The sequence below is a fragment of the Streptomyces kronopolitis genome (assembly GCF_050953795.1).
Lineage (GTDB): Bacteria > Actinomycetota > Actinomycetes > Streptomycetales > Streptomycetaceae > Streptomyces > Streptomyces kronopolitis_A.
This window is the reverse complement of sequence record NZ_CP191850.1, coordinates 2774624-2800021: the sequence shown is the minus strand read 5'-3', so window position 1 is coordinate 2800021 and position 25398 is coordinate 2774624. Positions and strand designations below refer to the sequence as shown.

The 25398-nt window shown below is 72.7% G+C and carries 23 protein-coding genes and 1 tRNA gene; 22 read left to right on the top strand and 2 right to left on the bottom strand.

From position 1 onward, the window contains the following. Positions 1–57: 57 nt before the first annotated feature. The 8 genes from ACQP17_RS12230 (at position 58) to obgE (ending at position 11148) form a co-directional block, all read left to right on the top strand. Positions 58–1983, top strand: coding sequence for a TIGR03960 family B12-binding radical SAM protein (locus tag ACQP17_RS12230; RefSeq protein ID WP_433856298.1), 1926 nt, complete (start codon positions 58–60; stop codon positions 1981–1983). Between the two features lie 79 nt (positions 1984–2062). Then, positions 2063–2638, top strand: a complete 576-nt coding sequence (locus ACQP17_RS12225) for a GNAT family N-acetyltransferase (protein ID WP_433856297.1) — start codon at positions 2063–2065, stop codon at positions 2636–2638. A gap of 126 nt (positions 2639–2764) precedes the next feature. Then, positions 2765–3745, top strand: a complete 981-nt coding sequence (locus ACQP17_RS12220; RefSeq protein ID WP_433856296.1) for a hypothetical protein — start codon at positions 2765–2767, stop codon at positions 3743–3745. Between the two features lie 178 nt (positions 3746–3923). Beyond that, on the top strand, positions 3924–4724 hold the full coding sequence (locus ACQP17_RS12215; RefSeq protein ID WP_433856295.1) for a TIGR03936 family radical SAM-associated protein: 801 nt from the start codon (positions 3924–3926) through the stop codon (positions 4722–4724). A 220-nt stretch (positions 4725–4944) separates the two neighbouring features. Further along, entirely contained in the window at positions 4945–8709 is a 3765-nt protein-coding gene (locus ACQP17_RS12210) for an Rne/Rng family ribonuclease (RefSeq protein WP_433856294.1), read from the top strand. Positions 8710–8932: 223 nt separating this feature from the next. Next, positions 8933–9253: a 50S ribosomal protein L21 gene (gene rplU, locus ACQP17_RS12205; RefSeq protein WP_189104185.1), complete on the top strand. Its 321-nt coding sequence runs from the start codon at positions 8933–8935 to the stop codon at positions 9251–9253. 14 nt (positions 9254–9267) lie between these two features. After that, positions 9268–9525 (top strand): 50S ribosomal protein L27, encoded by a 258-nt coding sequence (gene rpmA / locus ACQP17_RS12200; protein WP_006605649.1) that lies wholly within the window; start codon positions 9268–9270, stop codon positions 9523–9525. Between the two features lie 186 nt (positions 9526–9711). Continuing rightward, on the top strand, positions 9712–11148 hold the full coding sequence (gene obgE / locus ACQP17_RS12195; RefSeq protein WP_433856293.1) for a GTPase ObgE: 1437 nt from the start codon (positions 9712–9714) through the stop codon (positions 11146–11148). 98 nt (positions 11149–11246) lie between these two features. Here obgE and ACQP17_RS12190 read toward each other — a convergent pair whose 3' ends face one another. Next, positions 11247–13343 (bottom strand): hypothetical protein, encoded by a 2097-nt coding sequence (locus ACQP17_RS12190; RefSeq protein ID WP_433856292.1) that lies wholly within the window; start codon positions 13341–13343, stop codon positions 11247–11249. A gap of 475 nt (positions 13344–13818) precedes the next feature. Here ACQP17_RS12190 and proB point away from each other — a divergent pair, with 475 nt between their 5' ends. The 5 genes from proB to ACQP17_RS12165 all read left to right on the top strand — a co-directional run bounded on the left by proB (position 13819) and on the right by ACQP17_RS12165 (position 18963). Then, positions 13819–14937 (top strand): glutamate 5-kinase, encoded by a 1119-nt coding sequence (gene proB / locus ACQP17_RS12185; protein ID WP_433856291.1) that lies wholly within the window; start codon positions 13819–13821, stop codon positions 14935–14937. Positions 14938–15173: 236 nt separating this feature from the next. Next, a complete protein-coding gene (locus ACQP17_RS12180; protein ID WP_433856290.1) occupies positions 15174–15668 on the top strand; it encodes a hypothetical protein in 495 nt (164 codons plus the stop codon). A 73-nt stretch (positions 15669–15741) separates the two neighbouring features. Then, positions 15742–17010 (top strand): glutamate-5-semialdehyde dehydrogenase, encoded by a 1269-nt coding sequence (locus ACQP17_RS12175; protein WP_433856289.1) that lies wholly within the window; start codon positions 15742–15744, stop codon positions 17008–17010. Positions 17011–17072: 62 nt separating this feature from the next. After that, a complete protein-coding gene (locus ACQP17_RS12170) occupies positions 17073–17729 on the top strand; it encodes a hypothetical protein (protein ID WP_433856288.1) in 657 nt (218 codons plus the stop codon). Between the two features lie 109 nt (positions 17730–17838). After that, positions 17839–18963, top strand: coding sequence for a hypothetical protein (locus ACQP17_RS12165; protein ID WP_433856287.1), 1125 nt, complete (start codon positions 17839–17841; stop codon positions 18961–18963). A 23-nt stretch (positions 18964–18986) separates the two neighbouring features. Here the strand turns inward: ACQP17_RS12165 and ACQP17_RS12160 are convergent, their stop codons facing one another. Next, on the bottom strand, positions 18987–20081 hold the full coding sequence (locus ACQP17_RS12160; RefSeq protein ID WP_433856286.1) for a M48 family metallopeptidase: 1095 nt from the start codon (positions 20079–20081) through the stop codon (positions 18987–18989). A 156-nt stretch (positions 20082–20237) separates the two neighbouring features. On the opposite strand from ACQP17_RS12160, the gene ACQP17_RS12155 reads away from it, so the two are divergent. From ACQP17_RS12155 to ACQP17_RS12115, 9 genes are all read left to right on the top strand, one after another. After that, complete coding sequence (locus ACQP17_RS12155) at positions 20238–20387, top strand: hypothetical protein (RefSeq protein WP_433856285.1); 150 nt, start codon at positions 20238–20240, stop codon at positions 20385–20387. 120 nt (positions 20388–20507) lie between these two features. After that, complete coding sequence (locus ACQP17_RS12150) at positions 20508–20669, top strand: hypothetical protein (RefSeq protein WP_189104205.1); 162 nt, start codon at positions 20508–20510, stop codon at positions 20667–20669. 52 nt (positions 20670–20721) lie between these two features. Beyond that, entirely contained in the window at positions 20722–21333 is a 612-nt protein-coding gene (gene nadD, locus ACQP17_RS12145; RefSeq protein WP_364879914.1) for a nicotinate-nucleotide adenylyltransferase, read from the top strand. 25 nt (positions 21334–21358) lie between these two features. Beyond that, entirely contained in the window at positions 21359–23158 is a 1800-nt protein-coding gene (locus ACQP17_RS12140) for a LytR C-terminal domain-containing protein (RefSeq protein WP_433856284.1), read from the top strand. Between the two features lie 259 nt (positions 23159–23417). Then, positions 23418–23852 (top strand): ribosome silencing factor, encoded by a 435-nt coding sequence (gene rsfS / locus ACQP17_RS12135; protein ID WP_433856283.1) that lies wholly within the window; start codon positions 23418–23420, stop codon positions 23850–23852. Then, positions 23849–24502 (top strand): histidine phosphatase family protein, encoded by a 654-nt coding sequence (locus tag ACQP17_RS12130; RefSeq protein ID WP_433859893.1) that lies wholly within the window; start codon positions 23849–23851, stop codon positions 24500–24502. Before rsfS ends, ACQP17_RS12130 begins: the two co-directional genes overlap by 4 nt. Before the next feature lie 113 nt (positions 24503–24615). Beyond that, positions 24616–24688, top strand: a tRNA-Ala gene (locus ACQP17_RS12125). A 183-nt stretch (positions 24689–24871) separates the two neighbouring features. After that, the gene (locus ACQP17_RS12120) at positions 24872–25120 is read left to right on the top strand and encodes a hypothetical protein (RefSeq protein ID WP_364879920.1); all 249 of its coding nucleotides are present in this window, start codon (positions 24872–24874) and stop codon (positions 25118–25120) included. A gap of 3 nt (positions 25121–25123) precedes the next feature. Further along, entirely contained in the window at positions 25124–25357 is a 234-nt protein-coding gene (locus tag ACQP17_RS12115) for a hypothetical protein (protein ID WP_004571982.1), read from the top strand. The last annotated feature ends 41 nt before the right edge of the window (positions 25358–25398 follow it).

The window sequence follows — 25398 nt, the reverse complement described above, 5'->3', positions numbered from 1 at the left end:
GCCGCCGAGCACGTTAGGCTTGAGGGTCCCCCTGCCCGCTGATGAAAGATCACCACGATGCCTGTCGAGTCGGTCTTCCCGCGCCTGGAGGCCCTCCTCCCTCACGTGCAGAAGCCCATTCAGTACGTCGGTGGCGAGCTCAACTCCACAGTCAAGCCGTGGGACGAGTGCGACGTCCGCTGGTCGCTCATGTATCCGGACGCCTACGAGGTCGGTCTGCCCAACCAGGGGGTCATGATCCTCTACGAGGTCCTCAACGAGCGTGAGGGCGTGCTGGCCGAGCGGACGTACAGCGTCTGGCCGGACCTCGAAGCCCTGATGCGTGAGCACGACGTCCCGCAGTTCACGGTCGACGGACACCGCCCCGTCGGCGCCTTCGACGTCCTCGGCGTCTCCTTCTCGACCGAGCTGGGCTACACCAACCTCCTCACGGCGCTGGATCTGGCCGGTATCCCGATGGAGGCCAAGGACCGCACCGAGGACCACCCGATCGTCCTCGCCGGCGGCCACGCGGCCTTCAACCCGGAGCCGATCGCGGACTTCCTGGACTGCGCGGTGGTGGGCGACGGCGAGCAGGCGGTGCTGGAGATCACCGAGATCATCCGCGCCTGGAAGCAGGAGGACCGCCCCGGCGGGCGCGACGAGCTGCTGCTGCGTCTGGCGAAGACCGGCAGCGTCTACGTCCCCAAGTTCTACGACGTCGAGTACCTGGCCGACGGGCGGATCTCCCGCGTCGTGCCGAACCGCTCCGGCGTCCCGTGGCGGGTGTCCAAGCACACCGTCATGGACCTGGACGAGTGGCCCTACCCCAAGCAGCCGCTCGTCCCCCTGGCCGAGACCGTCCATGAGCGGATGTCGGTCGAGATCTTCCGTGGCTGCACCCGCGGCTGCCGTTTCTGCCAGGCCGGCATGATCACGCGCCCCGTACGGGAGCGAAGCATCACCGGCATCGGCGACATGGTGGACAAGGGCCTGAAGGCCACGGGATTCGAGGAGGTCGGCCTGTTGTCGCTGTCCTCCGCGGACCACACCGAGATCGGTGACCTCGCGAAGGGCCTCGCCGACCGGTACGAGGAAGACAAGATCGGTCTGTCGCTGCCGTCGACCCGGGTCGACGCCTTCAACATCGATCTTGCCAACGAGCTGACGCGCAACGGCCGTCGCTCGGGTCTGACCTTCGCGCCGGAGGGCGGCAGCGAGCGGATCCGCAAGGTCATCAACAAGATGGTCTCCGAAGAGGACCTCATCCGCACCGTCTCCACGGCCTACGGCAACGGCTGGCGGCAGGTGAAGCTGTACTTCATGTGCGGTCTGCCGACCGAGACCGACGAGGACGTGCTCCAGATCGGCGACATGGCCGTCAAGGTCATCGCCGAGGGCCGCAAGGCCTCCGGGCAGAACGACATCCGCTGCACGGTCTCCATCGGCGGCTTCGTCCCCAAGCCGCACACGCCGTTCCAGTGGGCGCCGCAGCTGTCGGCGGAGGAGACGGACGCCCGTCTCGAAAAGCTCCGCGACAAGATCCGCGGTGACAAGAAGTACGGCCGCTCCATCGGCTTCCGCTACCACGACGGCAAGCCCGGCATCGTCGAGGGCCTGCTCTCGCGCGGCGACCGCCGCGTGGGCTCGGTCATCCGCGCCGTCTACGAGGGCGGCGGCCGCTTCGACGGCTGGCGCGAGCACTTCTCCTACGACCGCTGGATGAAGGCCGCGGAGGAGACACTGCCCGAGTTCGGCGTGGACGTCGCCTGGTACACCACCCGTGAGCGGGAGTACGAGGAGGTCCTGCCCTGGGACCACCTGGACTCCGGTCTCGACAAGGACTGGCTCTGGGAGGACTGGCAGGACGCCCTCGACGAGACCGAGGTCGAGGACTGCCGCTGGACCCCGTGCTTCGACTGCGGCGTCTGCCCGCAGATGGACACCGAGATCCAGATCGGCCCCACGGGCAAGAAGCTGCTGCCGCTGAGCGTCGTCAAGTAGCGCCCGCCCCACGGCTCTTCGGCCCGGCCCCGCGTACCCCGCGCGGCCGGGCCGCGGTGCGCTCGCGCACAATGGGCCGATGCCGACGCCGCAGCTCATCGCCCCCACCGTGGAGGTCCACGCCTCCTTCCTCGCCGCGATGGCGGAGTTCCGTGCCGACGGCACGGAGGCCGTGCCGCACTCCCGGCTGGCCGCCGAACTGCGCACGTGGGCCGACCGCTGGCGCACCGCCGAGGGGTTCGCGGCGTATGTCGAGATGACCGGGGGTGTCGCGCGGGACGAGCGCCCGGACGGCGTCGTCGCCATGACCACCCGGTGGTGGGTGGCGGACGGCAGGTACCTGGGCCGGGTCACCTTCCGGCACGGCCTGACCCCCTCGCTCCTCGACCACGGCGGCCACATCGGCTACGCCGTCCGCCCCGGTGCCCGTCGCCGCGGCCACGCCACCGCGATGCTGCGGGCCGCGCTGCCGGTCGCCCATCACGAGCTGGGCATCGACCCGGTGCTGGTCACCTGCGACGACACCAACGCCGGGTCGCGCAAGGTCATCGAGGCCTGCGGCGGGGTCTTCGAGGACCGGCGCGACGAGAAGCTCCGCTACTGGATCCACGCGCCCCGCCCCGCCACCGGGCCGCCGCCGCCACGGCGCGGCTGACGTACCGGAGCACGAGGGGGGACGGATGGCGTCCGACGGCCGCGACCGGCGGCCGGCCCGGTACGCACCGGGCGAAGGCCGTGTGACCGTGCTGGTCCGGGGGTACCGGTACGGATCGTGGTGCTGGTGCTCGTGGTGCCCGTGCGGCTGGTCCGGGACGTCCTGACCGCCGCGGGCCGGGCCGTCCACCGCACCGCCCTGCGCGCCCTCGGCCGCGGCCTGGCCCGGCTCTGGCGCGCCCTGATCGTGCGCCCGCCGGCGTGGACCTGGCGCACCCTCGTCGTCACCCCGCTCACCTGGCTGTGGCGGCAGGTGCCGGCGCCGGCCGGCCGGGGGATCGGCGCCGCCGTGGTGTGGCTGCTGCGATGTCTGCTCGTGGTGCCCGCCCGGTGGCTGTGGACGTATGTGCTGGTCCCGCTGGGGCGGGGGACCGCCCGGCTGCTGCGTGGGCTGGGTGTGGCGCTGGTGTGGCTGGGCAAGGCGCTGTGCGTGTGGCCCTGGGTGGCGTTGTGGCGGCATGCGCTGACGCCGGTGGGCCGGGGGATCGGCGCCGCTGTGGCGTGGCTGGTGCGGTATCCGGTCGTGGTGCCCGCCCGGTGGCTGCACAGGTATGTGCGGGGTCCACTCGGGCGCGGGGCGACCCGGCTGGCGCGGGGGCTCGGGGCGGTGCTCGGCACGCTCGTCCGGTGGACCGTGCTCGTGCCGGCGGGCGCCCTGTGGCGGTACGTGCCCGCTCCGGCCGCGCGGCTGCCGACCGCCGTGCTGACGGTGCTCGTCCGGGAGACCGGGGCGGCGCTGGGGCACTGCCGGCGGGCCGCCGGGATCCTCTCCCGGGCCCTCGGCCGCCTCTTGGGCGCGGCGCTGCGGTGGACCCTCGCCGCACCGCTGCGCCGCGTCTACCGGGGGGCTCACGCCGGTGGGCCACGCGATCCGGGACGGCCTGTGGCGCCCGGTCCGGCAGGCGCTGCGCACGGCGCGCGCGACGGTGCGGCGGACCCGGCGGGAGGTCCGGCGGGCCCTGTTCGGGGCACCCCGCGCGCCGCGGCCGGCGAGGGCCGTGGTGCCCCGGCGGGAACCGGCGGGTTCCGGGACACGTACTCTAGGTAAGAAGTCCGGGCGCGACGTGTCCCCGCCCGCGCGGGGCTGATCCGGACCGGGCGACGCCGGACGGCGTCCTCCGGGCCCGTCCCCGTGCCCCACGGGGGTGGCATCCGGCAGCGCCCTCTCACAAGGAGAAGTAACACTGGGCAAGCGACAGCCCGAAGGCCCGCCGCCCGCACCGGCGGTGCAGCGCATCCGACTGCGCTACACCAAGCGCGGCCGCCTCCGGTTCACCAGTCACCGCGACTTCCAGCGCGCTTTCGAGCGGGCGCTGCGCCGCGCCGAGGTCCCCATGGCCTATTCGGCGGGCTTCACCCCGCACCCCAAGGTGTCGTACGCCAACGCCGCCCCCACCGGCACGGGCAGCGAGGCCGAGTATCTGGAAATCCAGCTCGCCGAGCGCCGCGATCCGGACACGCTCCGCGCGCTGCTCGACACCTCGCTGCCGGACGGCCTCGATGTGATCGACGCCGTCGAGGCGCACACCTCCGGCCTGGCCGACCGGCTGCAGGCCTCCGTATGGGAGATGCGGCTCGACGGGGTCGGGGCCGAGGAGGCCGGGCGCGCCGTCGAGGCGTTCCTCGCCGCCGAAGAGGTGCAGGTCGAGCGCCGTACGAAGAACGGCATCCGGACCTTTGACGCACGCGGCGCGGTGACGCGTCTGGAGGCCGCCGATTGCCCGGGCGATAGGCCCGACGGCAAAGCCTGTGCGATACTGCGGCTGGTTGTTCGGCATCTGACACCTGCCGTTCGACCCGACGACGTCCTGTCCGGCCTCCGAGCTGCGGCCGACCTGGCGCCGCCGGTCCCCGCTGCGGTGACCAGGCTGGCGCAGGGGCTGCTCGATGAGGAGACCGGCGCGGTGACCGACCCGCTCACGCCCGACCGCGACGCTGCCACGGCCGCCCCACCCACGGCCGCCGGGCTGAGTGCCGCGAAGGCCACGAGCGGGGTCTCCCCGGCAGCCGGGGAAGGTACTGCGTAGGACCGCCGTCGTCGCGTCGCCGATCAGCCAGGGAGCCACCCCGGTCCGGCAGACGCACTGACCAGGAGACTTTCGCCGGTCCCCGCCCAAAGGGAGCCGGCGAGCGAGACGACAGCTCCCGTGCGGCGCCCACGCCCCGGACAGCGGGACCGCGCTCATCACGCGGACCGCGACCGGAATCAGGCGCGGCGCCCGGGAGCGTGACGGGAGAACCGCCCGCATGCTCGAGCCCATTGAGCCCACCGATTCCACGCGTTCGCGCAACGGTGGCGCCGACGACAACCATTCACCCAGCGACACCCTGCCGCCCCGGCGCCGTGCCGCCTCCCGGCCGGCCGGCCCGCCCAAGGGCGCCGGCGCCGCCGAGGCAGCGGTGGTGAGCACCACCTCCGACGGGCCCGGTGCGGCCCTCGCCGAGGAGCACACCGCCTCCGCGGTCACCACCGGCGACGAGGCCAAGCCCGCCCGCACCCGACGACGGGCGACCCGCAAGGCCACCGCCCCGTCCGGCGCCCCGAAGCAGGCCTCCGGCGACGCGGCCCCGGCCCCGGCCGAACCGGCCGCCGCCGAAGAGCCCGCCGCACAGACCCCCGCCGAGGCGCCGCAGACCGATGACGCCGCGCCGCGCCGCGGCCGCCGCCGGGCCACCCGCAAGGTGACCGCCCCCGCCGGCACCCCGCAGAGCGAGGCCGCGGCGGAGACCGAGCCCGCGCCCGCCGCCGAGCCTGAGCCCGCCGAGAGCGCCGCCCCGGCCGTCGCAGAGGCCCCCACCGCCGAGGAGGAGGCTCCGCGCCGCGCCCGCCGCCGCGCCACCCGTAAGGCGACCGCACCGGCCGGCGCCCCCCAGCAGGACACCGCCGACACCGCCGCCGCCCCCGCCGAGAGCGCCGCCCCGGCCGCCGCGGAGGAGGCCCCCGCGCCCGCCGAGGACGCCGCACCGGCCCGTACCCGCCGCCGGGCGACCCGCAAGGCCACCGCCCCCGCCGGCGCCCCGGAGCAGGCCCAGGAGGCCGAGGCGCCGCAGACCGCGCAGGCACCGGCCGCCGCGGCCGAGACCCCCGAGGCCCCCCGCCGGGGCCGGGCCCGCCGCCGTGGCGAGCGCGCCGCGGAGCCGGCCGCCGCCCCGCAGGCCGCCGAGGAGGCCGCGGAGCCCGCGGCGGAGGCCCCGCAGCGCGGCCGCCGCCGGGCCCAGCGCCCGCCGACCGCCGTCTTCCAGGCGCCGGTCTTCACCGAGCCGATGTTCCAGACGCCGGAGAGCGCGGCCGCCGCCCACGCCGCGGCCCGTCAGGAAGAGGCCGCCGTGGCCCCGGCCGCCGAGGAGCAGCCCGCCGCGCCGCGCCGCCGTCGCCGCCGGGGTGCCCCGGCCGAGGCCGAGCAGCCCGAGCAGGTGACCGCCGCCCCGGCCGAGGAGCCGCAGGACCGGGCCCGGCAGCAGCCCGAGGAAGCCGCAGCCGCCGAGCCGGAGGACGAGCAGGCCGACGGTGGTCACGGCGAGGACGAGTCCGCGGACCGTCCCTCGCGCCGTCGCCGCCGTGGTGGCCGCCGTCGCCGTCGCGGGGAGAGCGCCGAGGGCGGCGAGGAGCAGTCCGCCGACGAGCGGGAGGGCGCGGAGTCGGAGTCCGAGGAGGACGAGGACCAGGCCGCCGAGCAGTCCGAGGAGCAGTACGAGGCCGAGGAGCAGGGCGGCGGCTCCAGCAGCAGCCGCCGTCGCCGCCGCCGGCGCCGTCGCACCGGTGACGTCGCCGAGGCCGAGGCCACCGGCGCCGACGACCCGGAGCGCACGGTCGTCAAGGTCCGCGAGCCCCGCAAGAAGGACGAGAGCACCAGCGCCGACGAGGTGCAGTCGATCAAGGGGTCGACGCGTCTGGAGGCCAAGAAGCAGCGCCGCCGTGAGGGGCGCGAGCAGGGCCGGCGCCGGGTGCCGATCATCACCGAGGCGGAGTTCCTCGCCCGCCGCGAGGCCGTCGAGCGGGTGATGGTCGTCCGCCAGAGCGGCGAGCGCACCCAGATCGGCGTCCTCGAGGACAACGTGCTCGTGGAGCACTTCGTCAACAAGGAGCAGGCGACCTCGTACGTCGGCAACGTCTACCTCGGCAAGGTGCAGAACGTGCTCCCGTCGATGGAGGCCGCCTTCGTCGACATCGGCAAGGGCCGCAACGCGGTGCTCTACGCCGGTGAGGTCAACTTCGAGGCGCTGGGCATGGCCAACGGCCCGCGCCGCATCGAGTCCGCGCTGAAGTCCGGTCAGTCGGTGCTGGTGCAGGTCACCAAGGACCCGATCGGACACAAGGGCGCCCGGCTCACCAGCCAGGTCTCGCTGCCCGGCCGCTACCTGGTCTACGTGCCCGAGGGCTCGATGACCGGTATCAGCCGCAAGCTCCCGGACACCGAGCGCTCGCGGCTCAAGCAGATCCTCAAGAAGATCGTCCCCGAGGACGCGGGCGTCATCGTGCGCACCGCCGCTGAGGGCGCGAGCGAGGACGAGCTGGCGCGCGACGTCCAGCGGCTGCAGGCGCAGTGGGAAGAGATCCAGAAGAAGGCCAAGAGCAACAGCGCCAGCGCGCCGACGCTGCTCTACGGCGAGCCGGACATGACCGTCCGGGTCGTCCGCGACATCTTCAACGAGGACTTCTCCAAGGTCATCGTCAGCGGCGACGAGGCCTGGCAGACGATCCACGGCTATGTCGCGCACGTCGCCCCGGACCTCACCGACCGGCTGCAGAAGTGGACGTCGGACGTGGACGTCTTCGCGACGTACCGCATCGACGAGCAGCTGATGAAGGCGCTGGACCGCAAGGTCTGGCTGCCCAGCGGCGGTTCGCTGGTGATCGACCGGACCGAGGCCATGATCGTGGTCGACGTCAACACCGGGAAGTTCACCGGGCAGGGCGGCAATCTCGAGGAGACGGTCACCAGGAACAACCTGGAGGCGGCCGAGGAGATCGTGCGTCAGCTGCGGCTGCGCGACCTCGGCGGCATCATCGTGATCGACTTCATCGACATGGTGCTGGAGTCCAACCGGGACCTGGTACTGCGGCGCCTGCTGGAGTGCCTGGGCCGGGACCGCACCAAGCACCAGGTCGCCGAGGTGACCTCGCTCGGGCTGGTCCAGATGACCCGCAAGCGGGTCGGCCAGGGCCTGCTGGAGTCCTTCTCCGAGTCGTGTGTGCACTGCAACGGCCGCGGCGTCATCGTCCACATGGACCAGCCGACGGTGGCCGGCGGCGGTGGCAAGCGCAAGAAGAAGGGCAAGGGCGCCCAGCCCGAGCCGCACGTCCACGAGGCGGCCGAGCCGACCCCGGAGGAGAGCGAGCCGGAGCTGGAGCCGGTCGCCGTGACGGAGGCCGAGCTGCAGCCCGCGGTGGACGGGACCGACGAGTGGTTCGGCAGCCCGGCCGAGGCCGAGGCGGCCGCCGGTCGCCGTGGCCGCCGCCGGGCGAGCCGGAAGGCGTCCGCTCCGGCGGGTGCCCCCAAGGCCGCCGCCGACGAGACCGCCGCGATCGTGCTGCCGGCCGAGCCGGTGGCCGCACCCGAGCCGGAGAAGGCCCCGGAGCCGGTCGCCGAGGCGCCGGCTCCCGAGCCCGCACCGGCCCGTCCGCGCCGCCGGGCGACCCGTAAGGCGACCGCTCCGGCGGGCTCGCCGGAGGTCACCGACGACTCCGCGGCGACCGTGGTCATCACCGCCCCCGCGGCGGAGCCGGCCCCGGCCGAGGCGGCTGCCGCGGACGAGGCGGAGGCGGCGCCCGCCGCCAAGAAGACCGTGAAGAAGGCGGCGGCGAAGAAGACCACCACCGCCAAGAAGACCGCGGCGAAGAAGACCACGGCCAAGAAGGCGGCGGCGAAGAAGACCACCACCACCGCCAAGAAGGCCACGGCGAAGAAGACCACCACCAAGAAGGCGACCACCAAGAAGGCGGCGGCCAAGAAGACCGCGGCCGCCGAGCAGGCCCCGGCTGCAGTGGTGTCCGCTTCCACGGAGGACTGAGCGATCCGTGCCCCGGACCGTCCGCGGTCCGGGGCCGGTTTGACCCCCAGGTCAAGGCCCCGTAACCTTGACCGTCGGTGTCTGTGACACCAAACCCCTGAGCACACACCTCTCGGTCCGCCGAGGGAGGCCGCTCGTCCACTCGGATTTCACGGGCCCCATCCCGAGCCCGTGTGAGCGGCTGGCATCAGAGGATCCGATTCCTAGCGAGAGAGAGTTCCGCGTGTACGCGATCGTGCGCACCGGCGGACGCCAGCAGAAGGTTTCTGTCGGCGACGTCATCGAGGTTGACCGCATTTCCACCAGCAAGGTCGGCGACACCGTCGAGCTCTCGACGCTGCTGGTTGTCGACGGCGACTCGGTCACCAGTGACCCGTGGGTCCTGGCCGGCGTGAAGGTCCAGGGCGAGGTCGTCGACCACCACAAGGGCGACAAGATCCGGATCCAGAAGTACAAGAACAAGACCGGTTACAAGAAGCGGATCGGCCACCGCCAGCTCCACACGGCGCTGAAGATCACCGGCATCGACGCTCCGGCGAAGTAAGGGACTGAGGAGACATGGCACACAAGAAGGGCGCATCGTCCACTCGGAACGGTCGCGATTCCAATGCTCAGCGGCTCGGCGTGAAGCGCTTCGGCGGTCAGGCCGTCCTCGCCGGTGAGATCCTGGTCCGCCAGCGTGGCACCCACTTCCACCCGGGCACGGGCGTCGGCCGCGGCGGCGACGACACCCTGTTCGCCCTTGCGGACGGCGCGGTGCAGTTCGGCACCCACCGTGGCCGCAAGGTCGTGAACATCGTCCCGGTCGCCGAGTAATTCCGGCCCGGACACGTTCCACGCACAGCATTCCGAGGGCGGACCGCCTTTTCCCGCGAGAGCGGGAAGGCCGGTCCGCCCTTGGCGCGTTGATACGGATACACCCCGCAGTACCGCTGCACCCCGCAGTACAGAGTTCTTGGCGCGGTCCCCGCGCACCCGTCGTTTTCTGGAGGCACCCCCACCATGACCACCTTCGTGGACCGCGTCGAGCTGCACGTCGCCGCGGGTAGCGGAGGCCACGGCTGTGCCTCCGTTCACCGTGAGAAGTTCAAGCCGCTCGGCGGGCCGGACGGCGGCAACGGCGGCCGTGGCGGCGATGTGATCCTGGTCGTCGACCAGGACGTCACCACCCTCCTCGACTACCACCACCACCCCCACCGCAAGGCCACCAACGGCCAGCCCGGCGCCGGCGACAACCGCGAGGGCAAGAACGGCCAGGACCTGGTCCTGCCGGTGCCGGACGGCACGGTCGTGCTCGACGGCAACGGCGAGGTGCTGGCCGACATGGTCGGCCAGGGCACCACCTTCGTCGCCGGCCAGGGCGGCCGCGGCGGCCTCGGCAACGCCGCGCTCGCCTCCGCCCGCCGCAAGGCCCCCGGCTTCGCGCTGCTCGGCGAGCCCGGCGAGGGCCGCGACATCGTGCTGGAGCTGAAGACCGTCGCCGATGTGGCGCTGGTCGGCTACCCCAGCGCCGGCAAGTCCTCGCTGATCTCGGTGCTCTCGGCGGCCAAGCCGAAGATCGCGGACTACCCGTTCACCACCCTGGTGCCCAACCTCGGCGTGGTGACGGCCGGTTCGACGGTCTACACCGTCGCGGACGTCCCCGGCCTGATCCCCGGCGCCAGCCAGGGAAGGGGCCTGGGCCTGGAGTTCCTGCGCCATGTGGAGCGCTGCGAGGTGCTGGTGCACGTCCTGGACACCGCGACCCTGGAGTCGGACCGTGACCCGGTCTCCGACCTCGACATCATCGAGGAGGAGCTGGCCCAGTACGGCGGTCTGGAGAACCGGCCCCGGGTGGTCGTCCTGAACAAGGTCGACATCCCCGACGGCAAGGACCTCGCCGACATGATCCGCCCCGACCTGGAGGAGCGCGGCTACCGCGTCTTCGAGGTCTCGGCCGTCGCCCACCTGGGGCTGAAGGAGCTGTCCTTCGCCCTCGCCGAGATCGTCGCGACGGCGCGTGCCGCCAAGCCCGTCCAGGAGGCCACCCGGATCGTCATCCGGCCCCAGGCCGTCGACGACGCGGGCTTCACGGTCACGGAGGAGGGCGAGCACTTCTACCGCGTCCGCGGCGAGAAGCCCGAACGCTGGGTGCACCAGACCGACTTCAACAACGACGAGGCCGTCGGCTACCTCGCCGACCGGCTCAGCCGCCTCGGCGTCGAGGACGCCCTGCTCAAGGCGGGCGCGCGTGCCATGGACGGGGTCGCGATCGGCCCCGAGGACAACGCCGTCGTCTTCGACTGGGAGCCGACCATGGCGGCCGGTGCGGAGATGCTGGGCCGGCGTGGCGAGGACCACCGCCTGGAGGCGCCCCGGCCGGCCGCGCAGCGCCGCCGCGACCGCGACGCGGAGCGGGACGAGGCCTCCGAGGAGTACGAGCGCTTCCGTCCCTTCTGACGGGCGCACGAGCGGACAGCAACGGGGAAGGCCCCCGGGAGGAATCCTCCCGGGGGCCTTCCCCGTGCCCGGTGCCGCCGCGGCGGCCCGCGGTGGGCTCAGACGGCTGCCGTGGTGTCCGTGGTGTCCGGGGCGCCGCTGGTCTCGTGCCCGGCCGTCCCGGCGTCCTTCGCGCCCTCCTGGGAGCGCTGGCCGGGGATGCCGGACAGCCGGCTCTCCATCCGGACGCGCCGCTCGTCGGCCTTGGTGCACAGGTCCAGCGCGGCCTGGTTGAAGCGGACCGAGGACGGCGGGTCCGACGGGCCCAGCAGGTGTTCCTTGAGCTCGGCGCGCTCGGCGGCCAGGGTGTCCTTCTCCGGGTGGCGCACCGCGTCGAGGAGACCGCCCACGCCGCTCGCCTCGGGCGTGAGGATGGTCGCGGCCCGCACGGTCGGGAAGTTCGCCCGGAAGTCGTCCTCGCTCATCCCCGAGGTGTTGGCGACCGCGTACGGCTTCTCGCTCGTCAGGTAGTCGGACACCACGCTGGAGACATCGCTGATCAGCACGTCCGCCTCGTTGAAGCAGCTGAAGATGCCGGGGCGGGCGGTGGTGATGATGCGGTGCTCCCACTCGGGGAAGGAGCTCCAGTACGCCGCCTCCCAGGCGGTGACGGCCGCGTCCACGGCGGCCGCGCGGCCCTCGTCCGGGGTGCCCTGCAGCCGCATCCGCTCCAGCTCGTCCGCGCTCTTGCGGAACGCGGAGGTGGTCAGCGCGTCCAGCTCCTCGGTGCGGCGGGCGAGTTCGGCGGCGGCCTCGGTGCCGGGCCGGGCCCCGCCGCGGCCGGCGTTCGCCTCGGTGATCATCGCCTGGATGCGGGTGTTGGCGGCGCCCGCGCGCGGGTCCACCGAACCGGTCATCGGGTGCGGCTTGTACAGCAGCCGCACCTTCTCGTCGGCGAGCAGCTCGCGGACGATGTTCTCGCCCGCCAGGATCACCGAGGTGTTGCCCGGGTTGCCGTCCCAGCCCTCCCAGGTCGGGGCGTACAGCACGGTGGTCATCCGGCCGGCCGGGGCGCCCGTGTACGGCTGGATCGGGGCCAGTTGGGGGCGGCCGACCTCGATGACGTCCTTGTCCTCGACGCCGATGTCGGCGAGCTGGTAGCGGTCACGCGCCGCCGGGCCCGCGACCCACACCTCGTCGTACGCCTTCGCGTAGGGGTTGCAGGAGGACAGCTTGTCGCTCTCGCCGTGGTTGGTGAAGGCGTGCTTGATGGACGGGATGCGCAGGATCTGCGAGGTCTTGCCGGAGTTCGCCGGGTGCAGCAGCATCTTGAGCGTGGAGTGCTCCAGCCGCATCAGGTTGGCGACCTTGGGGATGCAGACGATCGGCACGTCCGTGGCCTCGATCTTCTGCACCATGAAGCGCTCGCGGAGCACGATGATCGGGTTGCCGTCCAGGGCGGCCAGGGTGCTCAGCCACATGTTGGCCTGGTAGGCCGAGGAGGCACCGCCGGAGAAGTACATGCCGACCGTCGGCCGGTAGTCCGCCAGCCACGTGTCCAGCCACTCCAGCGCCTGCTTCTCGGTGGCCACCCGCTTCTTGGGCAGCAGCCAGGTGCCCAGGTAGAGCGTGCCGCCGGCGGACAGCGCCAGGGAGACGGCGAGGCCGACGCCGCCCCAGTACGCGTCCGTGGTGATCGAGGTGAGCATCATGCCCGCCGTGGTGGGCACCGAGAAGCGCAGCAGGCGCCGGCCCGTCTGGCGGGAGAGGATGCGCGGCGGGGCGTCGCTGAGCCGCAGCGCGCTCGCGTCGATGTTGCGGGTCACGAACGGCATGCTGCGGGTCCGGCGGACCAGCACCGCCACCGCCTGGCACACGAAGTGGGTGCCGTAGAAGAGGAGCAGGGTGATGGTCAGCGGCGCCTGCTCCTCCAGCGGGTTGATGCCGTCGATGTGCAGCAGGCCGACCAGTATCAGCATGTCGCGCAGCAGCTGGCGCACCGTGACGTCGAACCTGATCCGGCCGAGCACCGCGAGCAGGCCGGGCTGCTTGTGCTGGAGGACCAGGTCGAGTACCAGGTTGACCACGGATGCGGCGATGAACAGCGGGATGACGGGCAACAGCGCACCGACGAGCTGTGCGGTGAACGCGACCATCATCGCGAAGAGTGCCGCGAGCTGTACGGCTCGGCGGGGGACGATTCCGGCGGAAGGCACGGGGGAGGGCTCCTGGCAGCACGAAGGTCAGGGGGAGGCCGAGCGGGGCGGCCGGGTCCCGCGCTGCGACGCCGCCGGAGCGGCGAAACGGGACCGATGGACACCCGACCGTATGACCTCGTTGGCCCTGGTGACAATCTGCTGTGGCTCTCATCACCGCGAAAGCGGACCAATCGAACGCAACCCCTCGGATGCGGCTTCCGTCTAAAGGAGAACCGCGTGAGGAAGAAGGACGCCGAACACAAGGCATCCGGCCCGGGACGAGGACCGGAACTCCGGCCTCCATTGTGCCCGCCCGGCCCCGCCGCGCCGCCCACCGACCCGGCGCCGCCGCCCCCGCACGGTGTCCGCGGGCCGGTATCGCCAAGCGCCGCCCGCCCGCCCTGCCGTAGATTGCGCGGGTAGGGCCGTGGCACGGAGCGGGCAGCATTCCTCTCCGTACGGCGGTGGGATCGGCGAGCACAGGGGTACGCAGGTGGCAGGCGCAAGGCAGGACGTGAAGGACGCCCGCCGGATCGTGGTGAAGGTCGGCTCCTCCTCGCTGACCACGGCAACCGGGGGGCTGGACGCCGACCGCGTGGACGCGCTGGTCGATGTGCTCGCCAAGCACCAGGACAAGGAGATCGTGCTGGTCTCCTCCGGTGCCATCGCGGCCGGTCTGGCGCCGCTGGGGCTCGACAGACGGCCCCGTGACCTGGCCCGGCAGCAGGCCGCCGCCAGCGTCGGCCAGGGCCTGCTGGTCGCCCGCTACACCGCTTCCTTCGCCCGCTACGGCCGCCGGGTCGGCCAGGTCCTGCTGACGTCCGACGACACCAGCCGCCGGGCGCACTACCGCAACGCCTACCGGACCCTCGACCAGCTGCTGGCCATGGGCGTCGTCCCGATCGTGAACGAGAACGACACCGTCGCCACCGACGAGATCCGCTTCGGCGACAACGACCGGCTGGCGGCCCTGGTCGCCCATCTCGTCCGCGCCGACCTGCTGATCCTGCTCTCCGACGTCGACGGCCTCTACGACGGCGATCCGGCCACCCCCGGCACCTCCCGGATAGCCGAGGTACGCGGCCCCGGGGATCTGGAGGGCGTCTCCATCGGCAGCGCGGGCCGGGCCGGCGTCGGCACCGGCGGCATGGTCACCAAGGTCGAGGCGGCCCGGATCGCGGCCGCGGCCGGCATCCCGGTGGTCCTGACCTCCGCCGTGCACGCCGCGGACGCCCTGGCCGGCGGGCTGACCGGCACCCACTTCCTGCGCACCGGCCGCCGCTCCGCCGACCGGCTGCTGTGGCTGGCGCACGCCTCCACGCCGCGCGGCGCCCTGGTGCTCGACGACGGGGCCGTGCGGGCCGTCGTCGAACGGGGCTCCTCGCTCCTCCCGGCCGGAATCGCCTCCGTCGAGGGGGAGTTCACCGCCGGCGACCCGGTCGAGCTGCGGGACGGCGAGGGACACGCGGTCGCCCGCGGCCTCGTCAATTTCGATGCCCGGGAAATCCCCCGATTGATGGGGCGTTCGACCCGCGATCTGGCCCGCGAGCTGGGCCCGGCCTACGAGCGGGAGGTCGTCCACCGCGACGATCTGGTGCTGCTGCGCCCCTGAGACGGCGCCCCGGCCGACGGCCGCCGCGGCCCTCGAACACCGTCACCGGCGCGGTGCGCAGACCAGCCTTTCCACGGAGACCTTCGCAAAAACGCCCCCGCGACGGGCCACGGGCTGGTCAACTTTGTTGCGCGGGCGCCCGGGGGAGCGGCGTCCGCAGCGCACACACGCACACACCGACGTACGACGGATCCGCACCCCAGGGGCGGAGCGATTCGCATCACAGGAGGCCGCCGGTGAGACGAGGGCGCCCAGGGGCGCTGCCCCGAGGAACGGCGGAGCGGACACTGACCAGCGTCGGCACCGGCGAGGACGCCGGCCGGCCGGACGAGCGGTACGCCGGACATGGCGGGACGGCCCCGTACCCGGCCGGGGGCGAGCGCCGCGAGGCGTCCCGGCTGTGGCACATCACCCTCAGCGTCTCGGGCGCCGAGTCCCCGCTGAAGGAGGTCCGCCGGGCGCTGGAACAGCTCGCCCACGACCATCCCTTCCTGCTGACCAGCCGCTACGCCCACGACCACGCCGAGATCCGCTACTGGGAGGAGGCGCGCGACCTGCACGACGCCGCGGCGGTCGCGCTGCGGCTGTGGGGCGAGCACCGCGCCACGGCCAAGCTGCCGCCGTGGGAGATCGTCGGGCTGGAGGTCATCGACCGCGAGACCTACCACCAGCGCATCGCCGAGGGCTACGGACCGCCGCCGGCCTCCCCGGTCGGTGTCCATCCGTTCTGACCGGTGGGCGGCCCCGTCCCGCGCTGTGAGATGCGGCGTGAACCCCGGCCCGCCGCCCGGCTAGGCTGCGCCCATGACCAGCAGCGCATCGCAGTCCACACCCGTGCTCGACACCGCCCGCCGGGCGCGGGAGGCGGCCGCCGTCCTGGCGCCGCTGCCACGGACGGCCCGCGACGCCGCGCTGCTCGCCCTCGCCGACGCCCTGGTGGAGCGGACCGCCACGATCGTCGCCGCCAACGCCGAGGACGTCGCCGCGGCACGGGAGGCCGGCACCGCCGAGTCCGTCGTCGACCGCCTCACCCTCACCCCCGAGCGGATCGCCGCCATGGCCGCGGACGTCCGCCAGGTCGTGGCGCTGCCCGACCCGGTCGGCGAGGTGGTGCGCGGCTCGACCCTGCCCAACGGGCTCGACCTGCGGCAGGTGCGGGTCCCGCTCGGTGTGATCGGGATCATCTACGAGGCCCGGCCCAATGTGACGGTGGACGCCGCGGCGCTGTGCCTGAAGTCCGGCAACGCCGTGCTGCTGCGCGGCTCGGCCTCGGCGTACGCCTCCAACAGCGCCCTGGTGGACGTGCTGCGCGACGCCGTGCAGAGCGCCGGGCTGCCCGCCGACGCGGTGCAGCTGGTGCCCGGCCGGAGCCGTGAGTCGGTGCACGAGCTGATGCGGGCCCGCGGTCTGGTGGACGTGCTGATCCCGCGCGGCGGCGCCTCGCTGATCCGGACGGTCGTCGAGGAGTCCACGGTCCCGGTGATCGAGACCGGCACCGGCAACTGCCACGTCTACGTCGACGAGGCCGCCGACCTCGACATGGCCGTCGACATCCTGGTCAATTCCAAGGCTCAGCGCCCCAGCGTCTGCAACGCCGCCGAGACGGTGCTGGTGCACGCCGGGATCGCCGAGAAGTTCCTGCCGCGCGCCCTGGAGGCGCTGACCCAGGCCGGCGTGATCGTGCACGGCGACACCGCCTGGCAGCAGGCGGGCCCCGGGCTGGTCGCCCCCGCCACCGACGAGGACTGGGCGACGGAGTACCTCTCGTACGACATCGCGGCCGCCGTGGTGCCCGACCTGGAGGCGGCGGTGGCGCACATCCGGCGCTGGACCTCCGGCCACACCGAGGCCATCGTCACCACCTCGCAGGCCGCGGCCCGCAGGTTCACCCAGTTGGTCGATTCCACCACCGTCGCGGTGAATGCCTCGACCCGTTTCACCGACGGCGGTCAATTCGGCTTCGGTGCGGAGATCGGCATTTCCACCCAGAAGCTGCACGCCCGCGGCCCCATGGGGCTGCCGGAACTGACCTCGACGAAGTACATCGTCACGGGCGACGGCCACACCCGCTGACGGGTCCCCCGGATTCCCCGTTCTCCCTGCCCAAAATGGGCCGCCGGGGCTAACCTGGACGGGTGCCGGACGACGTGGGGGGCAAGCCGTTCCCGGACGGTGAAGAGCCCGACGAGCACCACCACGGGAGCCACGGAAATGCGGACGAAGAATTCGCCTCCGTGGTCTTCGACGAGGAATTCGTCCGGTCCGCACGGATTCATGAGCCCTCGGCGGTCGAGCGGATGCTGGCCGCCGCCGAGGCCCGCGCCGAGGCCGAGGCGGCCCGCTCCGGACCCGGCTACGGCCCCGAGGGCGACGACGGGGACGAGCCGGCCTTCCGCGGCCGCCGGGCCCGCGGCGCCGGCGACCACGAGGGATTCGTCGACTACGGAGAGTACGAGGACGACGGGGACTACGGCGACTACCCGCCCTACGGCCCGTACGGCCCCTACGGCGGCGCGCTGCGCCCCTACCGCAGCACCCGCTGGCACCGCCCGGTGGCCTGGGTGCTGGCCGTGGTCATGGGCATCGGGCTGGTCGCGCTGGCCTTCAGCGCCGTCTACCGGGGCTCCTCCGGGCGGACCCAGAGCCCCGCACCGGCGCCGGCCTCCAGCAGCGGCACGGACGCCCCCACGGCGGGCCGGGACAGCGTCCCCTCGGCCCGTCCGGGCCTGCCGTCGCTGCCCTCGGCCGACTCCCTGCGCCCCTCGTTCCCGGCGACGCCCGGGACGCACTGAAACGCCGTGCGCGCTGCCCGCAAAACGGACACCTGAAACGGGAATCCTCCGGTGAAGTTGCGCGGCGCCCCCGCGTTTACGTTCGCCCCGTCAGACCTACCCTTGTTGTATGACCGGGCCTGGTGACCCTCCCGAAGGGACGCCCAACGGCGCCCCGGGTGGTGGTGAGGACGAATACCGATCCGTCGTCTTCGACGAATCGTTCGTTCGTGCTGCGCGACTGCAGGAATTCTCCGCGGACGAGCGGCTCGGTGAACACCATTCGCCGGCCGTCAAAACCCGGCACGTCTGGCGGCGGCTCGGCGGCTCCCGACAGGCGGTCCTGCTGGTCATGCTGATCGTGCTGGCCTTCGGCACCGCCGTTTACATGGGCATCCGGCACCCTTACAAGAATCCCGAGACACTCCGGGCGCAGCCGCTGCGCTCCACGGTCGTGCCGCTGGTGCCCCGGGGGACCGTGCCGGGCGCGAAGCCGCAGGATCTCTTCGCGCACAGCCCCGCGGCGAATTACCGGATCGGCGCGGCCGGGGTGAATCTGCCCCCGGTCACCCGCACCGAGCACTTCTCCGGCGGCCAGGTCGTCTCCGCCCTGACCGTCGCCAAGGACTACCTCGTCCGCTCCTCGCTGGACCCGGCCACCCTCACCGGCGGCTCCGTGCGGCCCGTGCGGCTGCTGCTCGACACCGGCCAACTCGACCAGTTCGACCGCAGCCTGGCGCACCCCGACGACAACGGCCGCAACGCGGCGACCGGTTGGCTGGTCCGCTTCGACCCGAAGCAGACCCGGCTCGCCGACCCGGACGTCCGGGTCGACGGCACCCTGAGCGCCTCCGAACTCAGCCCGGACGCCCTCGACGTCACCGCCGACTACACCTTCGTCTACGCCGTCCGGCCCGCCCCCGGCGTGCAGCACTCAGCCCCGGGCCAGGGCGTGGGCAAGGCCACCGCGGGCGCGGCCTCGCTGGTGACCGTGCGGCGCGAGGTGCATTTCCGGCTGAGCCGCGAGAACCTCAACGACCACCGCCTGGAGGTGCTGCAGAGCAGTCTGCAGGCCGGGCCGCTGGCCTGCTCCTCGCAGCCGGCCGACGCGCTGCACCCGCTGTTCGCGGGCCAGCACGCCGGCAACGACCGGCCCACGGGCACCGACCCCTTCGCCAGGAACCGGGTCAACCCCTCGCTCTGCGGTGAGCTGGCGCCCGCCGCTCAGCCGAAGCCGAGCCATCCGATCCGTTGAGCGGGTGAGTCACCGGACGCGCCCTAGGCGTCGTCGCGGCTCTCCGTGCCGCCGGTGCCGCTGTTGCCGTTGGTGCCGCCGGGACGCGGGCCGCCCCGGAAGACCGTGTCGCGCAGCTTGCCGCCCAAGTCGCCCGCGCCGCCCGCGATGTCGCGCACCAGGCCCATCAGCGGGTCCTTGCTGTTGCGCACCGAATCGGCGTAGTGGGCCGCGGAGTCCCGGAAGGAGTCGGAGACGGAGGTGTCCCCGTCCTCGTCCCGGCGCGGGTAGTGGCCGTCCATGATCCGCTGGTGGTCGCGGCTGGCCGCCCACTTCTTCAGCTCGGCCGCCCGCACGGTGGTGAACGGGTGGCTGCGCGGCAGCAGGTTGAGGATCTTCAGCACGGAGTCGCGCAGATCGCCGCCGGACTCGTACTCGTCCGCCTGCTCGAGGAAGGCGTCGACGTTCATCTCGTGCAGGTGGTTGCCGCCGGCCAGCTTCATCAGCCCGCGCATCGAGGCCTGCAGGTCCTGTCCGACGAGCAGCCCGGCGCGGTCCGCCGACAGCTCCGACTTGCGGAACCACTCGCGCAGCGCGGTCACGATCGCCATGATCGCGACGTTGCCCAGCGGGATCCAGGCGACCTTCGTGGCGAGGTTGGTCAGGAAGAGCAGGATCGTGCGGTAGACGGCGTGCCCGGACAGCGCGTGTCCGACCTCGTGGCCGACGACCGCCCGCATCTCCTCCTCGTCGAGCAGCTCGACCAGGCCCGTGGTCACCACGATGATCGGCTCGTCCAGGCCGATGCACATGGCGTTGGGCTGCGGGTCCTGGTTGACGTACATCGGCGGGACCTTCTCCAGGTCCAGGATGTAGCAGGCGTCCCGCAGCATGTCGTTGAGGTGGGTGAACTGCCGGTCGCTGACGCGGACCGAGTCCGAGAGGAACAGCAGTCGCAGGCTGCGCTCCGGGAGCAGGCCGCTGAGCGTCTTGAAGACGGTGTCGAACCCGCTGAGCTTGCGCAGCGCCACCAGCGCCGAGCGGTCCGCCGGGTGTTCGTACGACCGCGACGAGATGCCGGGGAATCGCCGCCGGTCCCGGCTCGGTACGGTGGCGCTGCCGTCTGGGCTCTCCGTCATTGGGGCCTCCCCCTGTTCGACTGCGTGTGGTTCAGCCTAGAGGACGCCGCCGACAGCGGATTGGATGCTCGGGCGTACGCTGGCGATCGCACCAGTTCGCCGCACAGGCCCGGCCGGAAGAGCGCAGGGGCCGGTATTCCGAGGGAGCGCACCGTCATGCCGTACCCGAGCGTGCTGCTCGCCGCAGCCCAGGAGACCGCCAGGGACGGCGGACCCGGATGGATCCTGCGCACCGTGATCATCGTCGGCGTCGTGGGTGCGGCGCTGCTCGCCTGGTTCCTGCTGCGCGGCTACGGCCGGGACTGACGCCCGGCCGGCCTCCCGGGACGCGGTCCGGGTGGAGTCGCCGTGTGCCCGCGGTGAGACGCCGCATACGATGTGGTGGAAGTCTCTGCCCGACCCCAGCCCGGATTGGTCCTGCCGACGATGAGCCTGCACTCCACCGCACAGTCCCTGGTCTCCCTGGCCGCCGACCCCGGACACGAGGGCGGTCACGCCAGCCTCAGCCCCTTCGTGACCGGCGGCGGCGCCCTGTTTGTCCTGCTCCTCCTGCTCTGGATCACCACCCGCTTCAACCGCGACCGCTGAGCCGCGGCACCCGGCCCCCGGCATCGCGCGCCGCCCAGTAGGGTCTGCACGCATGGGAGAGCACACAGGGCCCGTGAAGCGGCGACTCGGAGTGATGGGCGGCACGTTCGACCCGATCCATCACGGACACCTGGTCGCCGCCAGCGAGGTGGCCAGTCAGTTCCACCTCGACGAGGTCATCTTCGTACCGACGGGACAGCCGTGGCAGAAGAGCCACAAGCTGGTGTCCCCGGCCGAGGACCGGTATTTGATGACGGTCATCGCGACCGCGTCGAATCCGCAGTTCTCCGTCAGCCGCATCGACATCGACCGCGGCGGCAAGACGTACACGATAGACACGCTGCGTGACCTGCGGGAGCGGCACCGCGACGCGGATCTGTTCTTCATCACCGGCGCCGACGCCCTCAGCCAGATTCTGACCTGGCACGATGCGGCGGAGCTGGTGTCACTTGCCCACTTCATCGGGGTGACCAGGCCCGGCCATGTCCTCGCGGACCCCGGGCTGCCCGAGGGGGCGGTGTCCCTGGTCGAGGTGCCGGCACTGGCCATCTCCTCGACCGACTGCCGGGCGCGCGTGGCCCAGGGGGATCCGGTCTGGTACCTGGTGCCGGACGGTGTGGTGCGCTACATCGACAAAAAACAGCTGTACCGCAACGACCGCTGACGGGGCTTGACGGAAAGGGGCACCGGTGAGCGACCGACAGGATCCTTACGGCCCGCAGGACCCGTACGCCCACGACCCGTATGCCCAAGGGCAGCAAGGGCAGCAGGGCTACACCTACGACGCCTACGGGCAGCCGGTGTACCCCGATTCCGCGGCGGCACCGTACACCCAGCACTACGACGCGTACGGACAGCCGGCCGCCCCGTCCGCCTATGAGGGCTACGACCCCTACGGCACCCCACAGGCGCAATCCGGCCACCAGGGCGCGCAGGCCTACCAGGGGCAGACCGCGTACGGCTACGACGCCTACGGTCAGGTGCAGGCCCAGCCCGGCGCTCCGCAGCACTACGACCCCTACGCCGCGCCCCAGCAGCCCCCGCACCCGCAGGAGTGGGCCCCCCAGCAGGACCGGCAGTCCCCCTACGAGCAGGCGTCGTACGCGGAGCAGCCCCCGCAGGGCCAACCCGCCGCACCGCGCCAGGACGGGCCGCACCGGCCGCCTGCGCAGCGCCGTGCCCCGTCGGACGAGAGCCTGGAGCCGGCCGCCGCGCCGGGCTCGGGGGACGGGCCGGAGTACCAGGACGAGCAGTTCGCCTTCATCGAGGAGCCGGACGAGGAATCCGAAGACGTCATCGACTGGCTGAAGTTCACCGAGAGCCGCACCGAGCGGCGCGAGGAGGCCAAGCGGCGCGGCCGCAGCCGGATCGTCGCGCTGTCCGTGGTGCTGGCCCTGCTGGTGGCCGGCGGCGTCGGCTATCTGTGGTGGGCGGGCAAGCTGCCGGGACTGGCCGGTCCGGGCGCCGGTACGGCGGCCGCGGCCGCCGGCCAGAAGCGTGACGTCCTCGTCGTGCATCTGCGGGACACCAAGAGCGGGAACAGCTCGACGGCGCTGCTGGTGGACAACGAGACCACCCACAAGGGCACCACCGTCCTCCTGCCCAACAGCCTCGTCGTCTCCAAGGACGACGGCACCACCACCACGCTCGGCAAGTCCGTCAAGGACGAGGGCACCGACCCGACCCGGGACTCCCTCAACAGCCTGCTGGGCGCCGACCTCAAGGCCAGCTGGCGGCTGGACACCCCGTATCTGGAGAACCTCGTCGAGACGGTCGGCGGGATCACGCTCGACACCGACGCCACCGTGCCCGGCGCCAAGAAGGGCGCCTCACCGGTCGTCAAACAGGGCAGCGCCCAGGACCTCAACGGCCAGGCGGCGGTCGCCTACGCCACCTACCAGGCGCCGGGCGAGCCCCAGACCCGGCAGCTCCAGCGGTTCGGCCAGGTCATGCAGGCGACCCTGAAGAAGGTCTCCAGCGACGCCGACGGGGCCACCGCCACGGTGAAGTCGCTGCTCCAGGTGCTCGACCCGCCGCTCACCGAGGGCCAGCTGGGCAGCTCGCTGGCGCAGCGGGCGGAGCTGGCGAAGACCGGCGCCTACCGCACGACCCTGCTGCCCGTGGCCGCCGACGGCACGCTCAGCCGGACCACGGCGTCGACCGTGGTCAAGGACGTGCTCGGCGGCACGGTCAAGAAGACCGCGCCGGACACCACCGCCCGGGTCGCGGTCCGCAACGCCACCGGCACCCGGGCCGCCACCGGCAAGGCCCAGGTCGCGCTGGTCAACGGCGGCTACAGCTTCGTCGACGGCGGTACCTCCCGCACGGCCGTGGCCACCTCCCAGGTCACCTACGCGGACGCCGCCCAGAAGGCGAGGGCCGCGGAGGTCGCCAAGACGCTGGGCCTGCCGGCGGGCGCGGTCCGGCAGGGCAAGGCCGCCTCGAACGCCGACCTCACCGTGGTCCTGGGGCGCGACTACAAGGGCTGAGCGACGGAGCGCGCCCGGACCCGCCGCTGTCGGCCAGGCAGCGGCCCCGGGCCGCCCCGTCCCCGCGCTGACCAGCACGGACGCCGTGTGTGGGTGGGGGCCCGGAATCCCGGCCGGGAGTGTCGGTGGTCCGTGAGACCCTTGTGGGGTACCTGACCGCAGACCCGGCCGCCCATCGGCCCGGGCGCGTGCCGCGCTCCGCAGCGGCTCCGCCGCCCGGCCCGGCCGGAGAAGGCCGCCCTCAAACCGAAAGCCGCTTGTGACCGCCACGGACCGCTCCATCGAGCTCATCAACGCCGCAGCCCAGGCCGCGGCCGACAAGCTTGCGCACGACATCATCGCGTACGACGTCAGCGACGTCCTCTCGATCACCGATGCCTTCCTGCTGGCCTCGGCGCCCAGCGACCGCCAGGTCAAGTCGATCGTCGACGAGATCGAGGAGCGGCTCAACAAGGACCTCGGCGCCAAGCCGGTCCGCCGCGAGGGCGACCGCGAGGCCCGCTGGGTCCTGCTCGACTACGTCGACATCGTGGTGCACGTCCAGCACAGCGAGGAGCGCGTGTTCTACGCTCTCGAGCGCCTGTGGAAGGACTGCCCCGAGATCGACCTCCCCGAGGAGGCCACGGCCACCCGGGGCAAGGCCGCGGCGCACGCCGATGCCACGGCGGGTGACCAGGACGGAGAGCTGCTCTGAACGGCACGAAGGGCGGCCGGGGCCGCCGCATCGTCCTGTGGCGCCACGGCCAGACGGCCTGGAATCTGGAGCGCCGCTTCCAGGGTTCGACGGACATCGCGCTGACGGACGAGGGCCTGGCCCAGGCGCGCCGCGCCGCCCGGCTGCTCGCCGCCCTGAAGCCGGACACCATCGTCGCCTCCGACCTCCGGCGGGCCTCCGCGACGGCCGGTGAGCTGTCCGCGCTGACCCGGCTGGAGGTGACCCATGACGCGGCCCTGCGCGAGACCTACGCGGGTTCCTGGCAGGGTCTGACGCACGAGGAGATCCTCGCGCGCCACGGCGAGCAGTACACCGCCTGGAAGCGCGGTGAGCCGGTGCGGCGGGGCGGCGGCGAACTGGAGACCGAGGTCGCCGACCGGGCCGCGCCCGTCGTGCTCAACCACGCCGACAAGCTGCCCGACAACGGCACCCTGGTCGTCGTCAGCCACGGCGGCACCATCCGCACCACCATCGGGCGCCTGCTCGGCCTGGACGCCCACCACTGGGAGGGCCTGGGCGGACTGTCGAACTGCTGCTGGTCCGTGCTGGGCGAGGGCGCGCGCGGCTGGCGTCTGCTGGAGCACAACGCCGGCACCCTGCCGGAGCCGGTGCTCGGCGACGACGACTGAGCCCGCCGAGCGGCCCCGGCCGACCCGGATTTCACATCCGGGCAGGTCGCAGGCTAAAGTTCTTCTTGTTCGCGGCGCCGCCGGGGGAAACCCGGGGGAGCGGAACAAGACCCGGGGCTATAGCTCAGTTGGTAGAGCGCCTGCATGGCATGCAGGAGGTCAGGAGTTCAATTCTCCTTAGCTCCACAGCCCGGATGATCCCGCCTCCGAACCGGAGGCGGGATCTCTGCGTTATCCGGCCCGACCGGTGGACCCGCGCTCCCTCACGGCGCGGCCGGCGAAGGGGCGTCGTGGCGCAAAAGATGGGCCTGACCCGGTCGGCGGTCCGTGGCAGAATCGGACGGCGCCGGCAGGGGAGGAGAGATCGCGATGCCCACGAGCATCCTCGAGGAGGTCAACGACCTGCTCGAAGTCGCCGAGGCGCAGGGGTACGACTGGCTGCCGGAATACGCACTCCGCTTCACCTGCCCCGTTGACGGGCCCGTCTCCCCCTGCCGGGACCGCGACGGTACCGCTCTGCAGTGCCCCTCGTGCGGTTCCTCCCATGTCGCGCAGGTGCTGGGCGACAACGGCGGCGTTTCCTTCGTTTGTACGGCCTGCGGCCACAGTTGGAGCTGATGGATGGGCGCCCACAGCAGGAAATGTGACTGGTGCGGCAGCGGTACGCCGATCGTCCGTGACATGGAACCCGTCAACGCCGACTACCAGTACTGGTGCGAGGAATGCGCCCGCGCGCTGGTCATAAAAGGCGACCCGATCGAGACCTACCGGGAGCTCGACGGGGAGCCGATCTACGGGCGGCTGCTCGACGAGCACTGCACGCTGAAGCGTTTCTACTCCTTCGCCACCGCCTGAGTGAAGCCGGCCGGGCCCGGCCCGCGGCCCTGTTGACGTCA